This window comes from Paenibacillus illinoisensis NBRC 15959, assembly GCF_004000925.1.
GTDB classification, from domain to species: Bacteria; Bacillota; Bacilli; order Paenibacillales; family Paenibacillaceae; genus Paenibacillus; species Paenibacillus illinoisensis.
Genome location: NZ_BIME01000013.1, coordinates 1 through 12,456, shown reverse-complemented (window position 1 = coordinate 12,456; position 12,456 = coordinate 1). Strand labels below are relative to the sequence as shown.

Sequence of the window (12,456 nt, the reverse complement as noted above, 5' to 3'; positions counted from 1 at the left end):
ATTGGTCCTGAACAGATTCAAATGAAAACTGTGCCTAATGTCAAAAAAATTAATCCATATCCCACGGAATGATACAAAGTTTGAAATACCCGTTTGTATGACTTTTGAGCAAATTTATATCCTAGGATCGGCATAATCCCTTGATTCAGACCGAAAATTCGCATCATTATAAGAGAAATTATCGAAACGATTGTAGCCAGTGCACCGACATATATCTCACCTCCATTATGACTTAAAGAGAAATTCATAATAATCTGTGCAATTCCAATCGATAGATTATTTGTTAATGGAACCAGACCAATGAGACTTATTGAATGTATAATATTAAAATTCAAAGCGAAGTTATTTTTCTCTAATTTTATGATTGAATTTCCTTGAACAAAGTGAAAAATGCTTAAAATGACTGTGACAGCATGAGAAATTATAGTCGCAATCGCAGCACCACCTATTCCCAAATGAAAAACGAAGAGGAATAGCCAATCTAACAATATGTTCAACAAACAACCAGCTAAAATAACCATGGAAGAGTATAAAGGCCCGCCATTTGCGCGTACTAGGATTGGTAGAACGAAACCCAAAATAGAAACGAACGCACCACCCATTAATATGAATAAGAACTGGTCAATATATGGGTAAATCCCGTTACTTACACTGAGAAAGTGAAATATCTGTGGTTTGAAAATAAAAAATATTATTGTAAAAGCCAGACCAATAACTATAGATAGACTAATGGCATTACCAACAAATCTGCTCGCTTTGTGGGGCTCGTGTTTTCCAAGACTCTGTGAAATATTCGCCAGAGAACCAAACGCAATATAAGCTGATATGGCCGTGATGACGCTAATCATTGGCATTGATAATCCGATAGCAATAAGCGCTGATGGTCCTTCTCCAGGGATATGCCCTACAAATGCTCTATCGATCAATGTATATATGCATTGATGAGTAAACTAAGCGCGGCGGGAATTGAGTATATAAAGATAAGTCTTGTTATCGACTTTGTTCCCAATTCGTTAATCTTATTCAACAATATCTCCTCCAGCTCATTTCTAATTATAGATAAAAGAGATATTGAATTAATGTAATATCCCTTTTGTAATGAACCCCCCTTCTTACATACATTCCATAAGATACAATATAGATAATATAGATAATGCAGATAACATATATCTATAATTTCTATATTTAATTATCTGTCAACTCTAATTTTTCAGTCAGTTAGTATACTATGTTAATTCACTGGTTAAAACTCAACTTAATGTAAACGATAGAGTTTCTCCGACAACAAAAAAACGTTGATTGAAATACCAATCAACGTTTTTATCACATGTTAAAAGTTGCTTTCCTTAATATGAAACTTTTTCTGGTGGTACGATTTCAAATTCACCTTCTGGATACTCTTGCTCCGCATAATGGACTCCCCATTGACAGAGCTCCTGCAAGATAGGTTTAAGAGATTCTCCAAGTTCAGTGGGTGAATATTCAACCATCGGAGGTACTTGATTATACATCTTTCTGCTCACAAGTCCACTGGCTTCAAGCTCTCTAAGCGTTTGAATCAGCATTTTCTGAGTTATATTTGGGATAATACGCTTTAATTCACTCGTTCTCTTTGGTCCATTCATTAAAAAAAATAATACAAGCCCTTTCCATTTCCCACCAATAACGTCCATTGTCGCTTCGAAACCAATAATTTTTTTCATGTCTAAACCTCACCATTCTACATTTATTACTTTTTAGTTACTATATCACAAAAAAGTGGGTACTTCCAAAAATGTCATCACTGACGGATACTATTTCTTGTAAGGTGTTTTTCAAGTACTTAAAGACACTTGACATAAAAAAAAATTAACTCTAAAGGAGTGTTCAGTATGGGTAAATTTGAAGGTAAAATAGCGCTTGTAACGGGCGGAACAAGTGGGATTGGTCTTGCTACAGCACAAATGTTTGTAAACGAAGGTGCTTATGTTTATATCACAGGACGAAAACAAAATCAACTTGATACAGCTGTTAACCAAATTGGCAAGAACGTAACCGGTGTTCAAGGTGATATTTCTAAGCTTGAAGACTTAGACAAACTATATGACATTATAAAGCGGGAAAAAGGTAAGTTGGACATTCTTTTTGCTAATGCAGGCACCGGCGACTTCCTTGCATTAGGTGAAATTACTGAAGAGCAGGTTGATAGAACGTTCGACATTAACGTTAAAGGAACCATCTTTACTATTCAAAAAGCTCTATCTCTATTTCCGAACAAAGTAGGTTCTATTATTCTAACGGGCTCTACTGCTGGATCAATTGGCAACCCAGCATTTAGTGTATATGGAGCATCTAAAGCAGCATTAAGAGCACTAGTTCGTAACTGGATTCTTGACCTAAAAGGAACTGAAATTCGTGTAAATGTGGTTAGTCCAGGAGTTATTCTTACACCTGTCTACGATGAGCTTTTTGGTGAAGCACTTGAAGGAGTAATGGAACATAACAGAAATACTATTCCAACTGGAAAAGTTGGGACACCTGAAGAAGTAGCAAACGTTGTATCTTTCCTTGCTTCAGACGAGAGCAGTTACTTGACGGGTGCTGAATTGTTCGTAGATGGCGGGCTAGCACAGGTTTAATTTAACTGCGCTGAGATTACAAATAGTTCCGAAAAGTGGCTAATGGGATTTACTTGAAGAAATCAAATAAAAAAGTCGTTTTCCTTAAAGGAGAGGGAATTCGACTTTTTTTCTTTGTATTGCTTAACGTTGAGACCATCGAAATAATCACTTGTTTATCAAGGACTTTCGATAAAGAAGAGGTAATTTGTTTCTTTACATCGTCACATAGACTTTCAAACTGGATTACAAGGTTTTCAAGGTCATCCATTCTACCTTTCATCAAACTGTGGGATTGTAACGCAATATGTTCTGGAGATGAAGACTTGATAGCATAGATCTCCATGATGTCATCCATTTTAAATGTAAAGTTTATACCTTCTTCTGTTTCAACAAATAGGTAGCCCTCCTTTAATTCTTTAGAAACACCGCGGAAAAATTCATCTTGTTTATTAACTTTAAATACTACAGAACGTTGTTCTTTAACTGTCATCTCAATAAATTGTCTCTTGTTCATCATATCATGCAATGTGATCCCCTCCCTGTTAGAAATAAAGTATTCTATATGGGGGATCTTATTCCCTTGTCATTAAACTAACCTGCCCGTTAGTTTAATGAATTGACGTGCAAAATACCGATTAGATACACGCCTAATCGGCAATAGGAACATGTTCTTGTACCGATACAAATAAGCCGCTAAATTAGCGACTTTCAATGGGACCATGTTCTTGTACCTCGACAGCATCTATCGTTTCCCGTTAGCTTAATATTCCTTACCCATGTTGTAGCTATTTAGCGTTGATCTTTCGGCACGCATTGTTTATTTTTAATGTCAAACCCTCTCTCGATGTTGACAACTTGTGTATGACGTTGGTCAATCAAACGTGAGGGGGTTAAATATCACTTTTTAAACGTATAAAAATTAACGAGATGATTTTGAGTAAAATCTTCATCTTTCATGGTTATTGAAGGGATAATTCCTTTAGGGTACTCCTCTTCCCATACTAGTTTTTCAACATAAGTATGATACTACATTTCTGCAATCACATTAGGATCATTGACCTTTCCTGAGCCAGCTGATTTAATTAATACATCTATAGAACGGCAACTGAGCCCACTAGTTGTAAACCGCGCGTGTCTTATCCCTGCCTGCTCGCATGTGTTGCCGCTGATTCAAGGACCTCCCTCGCATTCGGATGAAACTTCATTATAAACGTATAACGAGTGATGATGCCTCATTAAGCGAACCGGCAGGTTAGTTCAATCATGTCGACAGTAATCCTGATGAAGCACATCATCTTGCATCTCCTGTAATATTAATTTGCTCTCATTTCAGTATCTCTTTTGACAGTCGGCATCGTATACGCATCCGTCCATTAAATAAAGATGCTTATTGCTGAGTAAATGAGCAATAAAACCATAATGATTCGAAATGGCTTATCATGTTTTGAGAAGACTTCTTTAAACAGGGAGCCGAATCCTGACCATAATAGTAACGCCAACCACCCTAGAAGAATCGCTATGGCCAAATATAGAGCGACAGACTTATAGTTGTGATTAAATGGTAGAATAAACGCACTCATAACTGTTAAAAAGAATAAGATGCTCTTTACATTTAAAATTTGGACCAGAAAACCTGTTAATAGTGAAGATTGTGTTGAATTTGAGCTTTTAGATGGATTTTTATTCTGAAATCCTATCTGCCATGCTATATAAAGCAGATATGCTGCACCAGCTAATTTTAAGTATGGTTCTGCTATGGGAATCCAATCGTATAAGATAGTTGTAAATAACCCGCTTATTAAACCCAGTACTGCAAACCCCAATAAAATGCCACTGTTAAACTTCCATGAACCAACAAAGCCAAATCTACGTGATTCGTTCATCATTAGAATATTACTTGGCCCAGGTGTTATAGATGTAATAATCACATAGGATAGAAACGCCAATATACTCATAAAACTCACCTTCATTTTTTATTAATTTACTATCAGACGAATTTCATTGTAATATGTAATTATCCATTAATAAAATTGAAATATCAAAATGATCTATCATTATTATCGATACTACTTAAAGGTAGGGAGCAATCAGGATGGAAATTAGGCACCTTATTTCATTTCAAACAATTATCGAAAGCGGAAGCTACACTGAGGCTGCATCTAAGTTGGGTTATACTCAGTCTACAATTACTTCTCATATACAATCTCTTGAAAAAGAACTTAACGGGGAACTGTTTACTTATGAGAAAAGACGTTTAATACTCACTTATTTAGGCAAAGAATTATTGCCTTTAGCTGAAGACTTGTTATCAACACATGATCAAATAAAAAACATTAGAACTAGCCAAGAGGTCAAGGGTACACTAAAAGTCGCTGCACCAGAGTCATTAACGATTTCGAGATTAAGTCCTATAATTAGGGAATATTCTATACGATATCCTCAAGTCAAAATCATACTCAGCAACGGAACATGTGGACAAAACCAAACGGACTTAATCAGCGGACGGGTCGATATTGCTTTAATGGTATATCCAAAATTAAATCCAGAAAATTGTATTAGCTACTCATTAACTGAGGAGAAAATTGTTCTTGTAAGTAGCAATGACAGCCCAGACCATTTTGACGGTTACAAAAACAACAGTCATTTTTTTATTACCAATGAAGAAGGATGTAGCTATAGAACAATGTTCGAAAATTATTTGCTCAAAAACAAGAATCACGATTTTCAAACTATGGAATTATGGAGTATCGAGGCGATCAAGCAAACTGTTATGAGCGGACTTGGCTTTTCCGTACTTCCTTATATAACCGTCAAAGAGGATGTAGAAAGGGGGAAATTAAAAATCATTAACCACTCAGAAGAATTTGAACCTCTTTACTCTCACTTGCTGATTAAAAAGAAAAGATGGTTGACTCCAGCAGTACAAGCATTTACTGATCTTGTTTTACGTTCATTCAAAGATAGTGAAGGATAATTTTTTTCAGTGATTTTATAACCAAGAATATTGACCACAACCCCTTACCTTCAATAATAAATGGTTTAAGAAAAACGGCCGAATGTTAGCTCAAGCTGGGATAAGATGAAATTAGTGGACCTCTGTTTTTCGATCACCATTTATAAAGAAAAGCTTTTGCTAGGCATTAAACAACCTGCCCGTTAATTGAAGAAAAGCAGCCAGTCAATTTTGAACTGCACCCCAATTGTTGGACACCATCTAACAATTTGGAGTGCAGTTTTTTTGTCAGAATTTTATCTAGGCTTGAAGATAGAGGCTATTCATCAATACTAATCAGGAAATAATGGATTAAAAGTATTGCGAAATCCTTCCCTTACTTGTAAGGACAAATATGCCTGATCTACTGAAAAACACAACTGATTTCTGCTTGTATTTTTCAGTGGTTCAGGTTTTGCGCCTCACTTGCAACCTGAGAAGCGTGATTAAAATCGAAATAACATAGTTAAATAATCAAAGATCAATTTTCCGTGCCCATTCACTCGATGGAAAATTGATATGCTTCGATTCCATTTCTGAACAGTCTATATTCTTATTCCTTAATTTCCTTAAGTTTATTCTCTCTGCATACGTGATGAAGAAGCATTTCCGCAAGTTCTTCTGTCATTTCTTTGTCTAAATGCAGATTAACCGAACGTCCTTTAACCATTTTCTGAAGCATACTCATTATTACGGTAAATATAAATTGAGCAAGCCGAAGCGGTGAAGATGTATTTTTAATGCTTCCATCAGCAATTCCTGTTGTTAATGCATCCAAGAGAAAGTGCTTTACCTTCCCGTTCTGCCTGAACAGATCGTATTGTTCTCTCAAATTTGGGTGAAAGTTATGCATTTCGTAGTTCACCTCTCATCTAATGATTAGGGTCATTCACTCAATCATTGCCCCGTAGAATTAAAAAATGTCTTATACCCTGTAAATATATTCAAATTTATCTTATCAAACCTTCACGCTAACTTGCCCGTTAGTTTTATGAAACAGATAAAGATTCTTATCAACCATTGGTACCACTTCCTTTACAGTTTCAATGATAACCTAGTCCTTACCTTCGATCAGAGAAAAACTAATTCATGTTGCAAAAAAAAGGATATTTATGCAAATCCTTAAATTCATGCGCTTTTATCTCGCCACATAATCTCCATCATGATACTATTTAGATAATGACCTAATCCGAAATGGCACATTGTTCTTGTCCTTTTCGGCAATGGTACAATGTTCTTGTCCTCAACTCGGGACAAGAACTTGGTTCCTTAAAACAAAAAAGCCGCTATAATAGCGACTTTGAATGGAACAATGTTCTTGTCCCGCGACATTCAGGCCAATTACTACCTGAAAAAAATAAATAAAATAAGAAACGACTAGCATCTTTAGAGCTAGTCATTTCTTTTGCTTTATACTATTCACTCAGATCTTATGGGGTATTCATATAAAAATTACTCAACCAATCCTGTTCGAATAGCTATCACTACAGCAAGGAACAAATTGACTAGTTATATGCCTAATCGGTAATTGGACTATGTTCTTGTCTCTCAACAATGACGGGATCAGCACAAAGTACGATGTCAACGATGTGTCCCCCCTGATAAAAATGCACATGCACCCTCCTCTCCATTAATGCTTAGGCTTATTGACAGGGTTGTTTTATCCATTTCGAATGGGATCACAGTTCCAGTGGAAATACCTCCTAGCGTTGAAGCTGGTATCTTGATCATAATTCATTCTGTAGTCTGTTAATCGCTCAAAAGAGACTCACTTCTACAATTAGATATTTATCTAATCGGAAATGGGAACATGTTCTTGGCCATTTCGGCAATCGGTACAAGTTCTTGTCCTCAACAGCAAGTTTCAGTCTGATATTTCTCTTTTTCAATACCTAGCCGCTCGTGTTTAACCTCGCATCGTGTAAGTTGTTTTAAACAAATGTGAACATTTTCATGTATTATGGTACTTAATAAAGCTTTGGGGCATGTTATCAATGATTAGATATTAATCTAATCGGTAATCGGACTATGTTCTTGTCCATTCCGGCAATCGGTACAAGTTCTTGTCCCTCGACAGCTATCATTACCCACGGAAGCATAATAGAAATTCAAGAAGGCCTCTTTCCCGCGTAAGGTCTGACAAGAGATCTTTAAATGAATCACTGTACCCGCTTCTCCATTTTTGGCTCACGCAGTTTAATAGAAGGATTGCAGATAGATAGGTTTCTTCATATGCAAAACGAAATAAGGAACGTACAAAACGGATACGGTGCCATAGGCTGCTTGGTTTTAGACGATCCGATTGCTTTGCTAAGTATTCCTTCAGGAGATTTAAAGTTACTTCCGAAATATCTACGTCTCCTAGATCAAGAACCAACATCTTGAGTTGTAAAGCATACGCACGCAATGTATTCGGGCTAAACCCTTGAATTCGTTTATATCTGCCTCATATTGATTCCAAAGTTCACTTAAAATCATAATAAAACCTCCTATAAGAGCAATTAGTTCTAGTTTGCTTCAAATATGAGGTTTTAGACTGGGGCTATTTAGGTTCGTATATCAATTACGTTCTTATTATGTTGCATTGAGAATGAATTGTCCTTCTTCAGCTTTAATTTAAAAGAAATACTTTGTATCTTTAATCAGACCATCTAAATGCTTGCTGGTCCCAGGAGATACTAGGAATTCCTCAATGACAATATCCCCTTTTGCATCTTTAACTCTTAATAACACGTCTTGGTCACTATTCGCACTATTAATGATGGCCTTGTCCCAGAAAATAGTAACGTATTCAATTGAGTCTTAACCATCAAATATTATAGGGTTCCATTCGTCTGTGGTGTCTTCACTATCAATAACGGAAGTTAATTTCGGCGAAAAAAAATTATGAACATATCCTAATTGAGATAAATCTGATATGAACAAACAAAAACTATTGTTACTATTAGCACTAAACCAATAAGGCCAATTATCTTAGATTTACCATTAACCATTTCTTGATTCCTCCTTGTTCATTGTGTTGTTAAACGTAAAAGGAGTGCAATTGCTCAAGAAGTTAAATTTACTTTATTTTACTTTCTATAAAAATTTGATAAAACCTTTTTTCAACGAAACTAAACTTGCCGTTAGTTGAACAAAAGCAGCTGATCACTTTGACCGGCTGCTTTTTTAGTTCTATTACGCTATCGTTTCCCGTTAGTTCAATCTAGATTGATGTGAATCTTGTTCATTGCAAGCCAATCAAGAGTTTTAAACCGAAGATTTTCCCCAAAACGGTTGATGTGCTCAAAATATGTCTCACGCCTTCCGAACAGAGGGCGAGTAAAATACGTCAGCATGCATATGCTGAATTTTGTCCCAGTTACCGGGTTTGGTCGTGGCGATGATGGACCAAATAATAAATAATAACAGAAAACAATGTAATCAAACCCGCGATAAGATACATCGTGCGAAAGCTTGATACAGATACAATGACTCCCATAAAATAAGAGCCTAATCCATAACCCAAATCAAATAATACAAAAAAGGTTCCAATCGCTGAGCCTCTGCGATGTTCTGGAGCCAATTGCATGGCAAGTGTCTGGAAACAAGGTAGAAGTGCCCCATAACCTGTGCCCATAATGATTGCTGCAAGAATAATTACCGTTCCTGAATGTGCTTGGCTTAGCAAAAGCATTCCTGCTGAAAACAATAAAATTCCTGGGTAATACAAATAATGTTCTTTATACTTGTCGAACACTTTCCCAATAATCGGTCGTGTCACGATAATTAACATTCCAAAGACCATAAAAAAATATCCAGTTACACGCGTATGATGGATTTCCTCCATATAAGAAGCGATAAAACCTGCTAGTGAACTATAAGAAAAAGAAAGCACAAAAGCTACAAGCGAGATGGGAAGTGCCTTAGGTTCGATAATGTCACTCCACCGCAACCTATGCTTTTCTTTTGCGATCTCCGTATTCTTGTCTGGTTCCTTTTCCCGTTTCACACGGATTAACATTGTGAAAATGAATGAGACGGCTGCAATGGCAGTGACGGTCATTAACAACGTATTTTCATTTTTATCTTTCCATAAAAAAAGGCCTAGAGCAGGGCCAATGACCATTGCGACACTCATAAACAAACTAAAGTACCCCATCCCTTCGCCTTGGCGGGAGTTTGGTATGAGCGAAGAAGCTATTGTGGTGGTCGCAGTAGAAGCGAGGGCATAACTCATACCGTGAAACAATCGGATGAATAAAAAAATAAATAGTCCACTTGTTCCAAAATAACTAATACATGAAATCAGAAAAATGAGCATGCCCACGATGGCCATTTTCCTCTTTCCCAATCGGTCCACCCATAGACCTGAAATAGGGCGGAGAATCACCCCTCCAATTACGTAAATCGTAATGGCTAACCCCATTTGCTGCTGATTACCATGAAAAATATCTTTAACATATAATGGAAATGCAGTTGCCAAGACATAAAATGTTGTAAACATAAAAAAGCTGCTCATACAGGTAACAATGAAATCTACTGTCCATATTTGTTCCTTTCTCTCTTTTGACAATATCCTTTCTCTCCTATCGTTATTATGTAAACCAGATACCTGATTAATTATATATAATTATATTCATTAAAAATAATACTAATAATTTGATATAATCATAGAATAGAAACTATATAGAGGTGGAAATGATACATGGAATTATTACAACTTCGATATTTTCAGGTTGTCGCTCATATGGAACATATAACCAAGGCATCTCAAGTTTTGAACATATCTCAACCTTCACTTAGTAGTTCGATTCATCGTCTGGAGAAACAACTAGGTGTCCCCCTATTTTTTAGAAATGGAAGAAATATTAAACTTAATCATTTTGGTAGAACGTTTCTCCAGCGTGTTGAAAAGGCTTTTCGTGAATTGGAGGAAGGTGCTCGTGAGGTTACGGATATGGCAGGGCTAGATCAAGGAATTATTACGATTTCTGTGACGCTCCCTTATGTATTGCCCACCCTACTTAAAGAATTTCTTAAACTACATCCTCATGTGCGAGTCATACAGCGGCAGCCAGGCTCTTCATATGACATCAAAAGTGAGCTGGAAAACGGAGATATCGATTTTTGCATTTCGGCAACCCCTCTCTCTGGTCCAGAAATTGAATGGATGAAGTTAATACAAGAAGAATTGTACTTGACTGTTCCTCAGGGACATCGTTTTGCTTCAAGGGAATCAATTGACCTCATCGAAGCAGCCAATGAGCCGTTTATTTCGTTGTCTCACAAATCTAATTTAAGGCAAACTACCGATGAATATTGCCGTCTGGCTGGCTTTGAACCCATGATTGCGTTTGAATTAGAAGAAGCAAGCGCAGTCCATGATTTAGTCGAAATGGGACTGGGCATTACTTTCTCCACCCCATTCTCTTTGGGTAAGCGATGGTCCAACGCACAAACTGTACAAATAAGAATATCCAACCCTCGATGTTCAAGAACGTTTGGCATTGCATGGAGCAAAAATCACTATTTATCACAGGCATCCCTTCATTTCCGTAATTTTGTAGTACAGTATTTTGAGAATATCAACGAAAATGCATCCAACAATGGTTAGAAATTCTATCCAGAATTTCGTTTGATCACAAGAGTGAACTTCATCATAAAGTGATGTCATATTGTAAAGAGAATATTATTTTCATAACCAGGATTGATTTCAAAAAAAACTAACAACCGTTCCAAAAAGTAACTGGGAACGGTTGTTATTACTCTCAAATATATAGGGTTGAATTTACCTCCTTAAGTAAATCCGACAAGCCCAACTTCCTTTTTACCAAGGTAAAAGCAAAGCTTATCAAGAAGATCGGAAAAATCCTGTTTCAAATTTATTCTTTGCATATTGGTAAGTCTAACAAGGCAATTAATTAAAATCTTGCATTAAGTTATCAATCACTTCTTTTACAGTTCTTATCTCTTTAATAGGAGTAATTCATGTGTCGTGCAGTAATATAGCCATCCACTTTCTTACCCTCTGCATTCCGTTACGCAGCCCACTTGCACCGCCCATTGCTTTTGCTATATCTTCACGTCCAGACCCATTCTCATCCATTTCTACCATCCTATTCGTTGATTTTGTAGGTGAAGAACGGTAGTAAACTGGTAATGTACGAAACATTTGTAAGTCTTCTGCTGTGGCATCGACAATTATTTGCTTTACATTTTCAGCTGCCGGATTTTCTTTTGTCGGGATAAAGACACTACCAGCAAATACACCTTTAGCGCCTAAAGCAAGTGCTGCACGTACGCCTCTTGGAGGTCTATCTCAAGGCTCTCTTAACAAGCAGCTGAAGGAATTAGAGAAAGATGGCGTTATTCCACGTGACGTCTATCCAGAGTTTTCTCCAAGAGTCGAGTATTCGTTAACAGACAAGGGAATGAAGTTACTCCCGATCCTTGAAAAGATGAAGGATTTCGGTAAAGAATACGGCATGAAACCAGAAATCGATGAAGTTTAGAATAAGAAGAGATCGTCTCATATGCAGATTCTCTGCAGATGGGCCAGCTCTCTTTCAATCATGCTCCAACTAACTGGTCTCTTGACCATAATCCAGCCTTCAGAGTTTTAGTCACTCAAAAAAGACCCACCACTCCCACTTAGATATTCACCTAATCGGCAATCGGACTATGTTCTTGTCCTTGGCTCGGGACAAGAACTTGTACCGATAAAATAAAAAAGCCGCTAAAATAGCGACTTCAATGGGACAATGTTCTTGTCCCTCGACATGTCTGAATGGTTAACGGTTCATATAACTTATGAATTATAAAGTCCCTCTAGTGTATTCCGCTGAATTCGATCTTGTTTTGGAACTCCGCGGGTACCACTAG

At 36.9% G+C, this 12,456-nt stretch carries 11 protein-coding genes and 1 pseudogene; 4 read left to right on the top strand and 8 right to left on the bottom strand.

Annotated elements, in window-relative coordinates; genetic code table 11:
- Window positions 1-17: 17 nt before the first annotated feature.
- The gene (locus PIL01S_RS24670; protein ID WP_307721008.1) at window positions 18-935 is read right to left on the bottom strand and encodes an MATE family efflux transporter; all 918 of its coding nucleotides are present in this window, start codon (window positions 933-935) and stop codon (window positions 18-20) included.
- A gap of 411 nt (window positions 936-1,346) precedes the next feature.
- The gene (locus PIL01S_RS24665; RefSeq protein ID WP_127539969.1) at window positions 1,347-1,703 is read right to left on the bottom strand and encodes a winged helix-turn-helix transcriptional regulator; all 357 of its coding nucleotides are present in this window, start codon (window positions 1,701-1,703) and stop codon (window positions 1,347-1,349) included.
- Window positions 1,704-1,871: 168 nt separating this feature from the next.
- On the opposite strand from PIL01S_RS24665, the gene PIL01S_RS24660 reads away from it, so the two are divergent.
- Window positions 1,872-2,618, top strand: coding sequence for an SDR family NAD(P)-dependent oxidoreductase (locus PIL01S_RS24660; RefSeq protein ID WP_127539967.1), 747 nt, complete (start codon window positions 1,872-1,874; stop codon window positions 2,616-2,618).
- 49 nt (window positions 2,619-2,667) lie between these two features.
- Here PIL01S_RS24660 and PIL01S_RS24655 read toward each other — a convergent pair whose 3' ends face one another.
- Together PIL01S_RS24655 and PIL01S_RS24650 are read right to left on the bottom strand one after the other, a co-directional pair.
- On the bottom strand, window positions 2,668-3,126 hold the full coding sequence (locus PIL01S_RS24655) for a hypothetical protein (protein WP_127539964.1): 459 nt from the start codon (window positions 3,124-3,126) through the stop codon (window positions 2,668-2,670).
- Window positions 3,127-3,973: 847 nt separating this feature from the next.
- A complete protein-coding gene (locus PIL01S_RS24650; RefSeq protein ID WP_127539962.1) occupies window positions 3,974-4,555 on the bottom strand; it encodes a LysE family translocator in 582 nt (193 codons plus the stop codon).
- 137 nt (window positions 4,556-4,692) lie between these two features.
- On the opposite strand from PIL01S_RS24650, the gene PIL01S_RS24645 reads away from it, so the two are divergent.
- Window positions 4,693-5,574 carry a LysR family transcriptional regulator gene (locus tag PIL01S_RS24645; RefSeq protein WP_127539960.1) on the top strand — a complete coding sequence of 294 codons (882 nt, stop codon included), beginning with the start codon at window positions 4,693-4,695 and terminating at the stop codon, window positions 5,572-5,574.
- A gap of 571 nt (window positions 5,575-6,145) precedes the next feature.
- Here PIL01S_RS24645 and PIL01S_RS24640 read toward each other — a convergent pair.
- The 3 genes from PIL01S_RS24640 to PIL01S_RS24620 all read right to left on the bottom strand — a co-directional run bounded on the left by PIL01S_RS24640 (window position 6,146) and on the right by PIL01S_RS24620 (window position 10,147).
- On the bottom strand, window positions 6,146-6,445 hold the full coding sequence (locus PIL01S_RS24640; RefSeq protein ID WP_127539958.1) for a hypothetical protein: 300 nt from the start codon (window positions 6,443-6,445) through the stop codon (window positions 6,146-6,148).
- 1,230 nt (window positions 6,446-7,675) lie between these two features.
- Window positions 7,676-7,972: a hypothetical protein gene (locus PIL01S_RS24635; protein WP_246058558.1), complete on the bottom strand. Its 297-nt coding sequence runs from the start codon at window positions 7,970-7,972 to the stop codon at window positions 7,676-7,678.
- Between the two features lie 981 nt (window positions 7,973-8,953).
- Window positions 8,954-10,147 (bottom strand): MFS transporter, encoded by a 1,194-nt coding sequence (locus tag PIL01S_RS24620; RefSeq protein ID WP_127539956.1) that lies wholly within the window; start codon window positions 10,145-10,147, stop codon window positions 8,954-8,956.
- Window positions 10,148-10,279: 132 nt separating this feature from the next.
- On the opposite strand from PIL01S_RS24620, the gene PIL01S_RS24615 reads away from it, so the two are divergent.
- On the top strand, window positions 10,280-11,188 hold the full coding sequence (locus PIL01S_RS24615; protein ID WP_127539954.1) for a LysR family transcriptional regulator: 909 nt from the start codon (window positions 10,280-10,282) through the stop codon (window positions 11,186-11,188).
- Window positions 11,189-11,737: 549 nt separating this feature from the next.
- Here the strand turns inward: PIL01S_RS24615 and PIL01S_RS29950 are convergent.
- Window positions 11,738-11,821: pseudogene (locus PIL01S_RS29950) on the bottom strand (hypothetical protein); the annotation flags it as partial.
- Between PIL01S_RS29950 and PIL01S_RS24605 the strand changes: the two are divergent.
- Window positions 11,820-12,086, top strand: coding sequence for a winged helix-turn-helix transcriptional regulator (locus tag PIL01S_RS24605; protein ID WP_246058557.1), 267 nt, complete (start codon window positions 11,820-11,822; stop codon window positions 12,084-12,086). The pseudogene PIL01S_RS29950 and the gene PIL01S_RS24605 overlap by 2 nt on opposite strands.
- Window positions 12,087-12,456 lie beyond the last annotated feature (370 nt).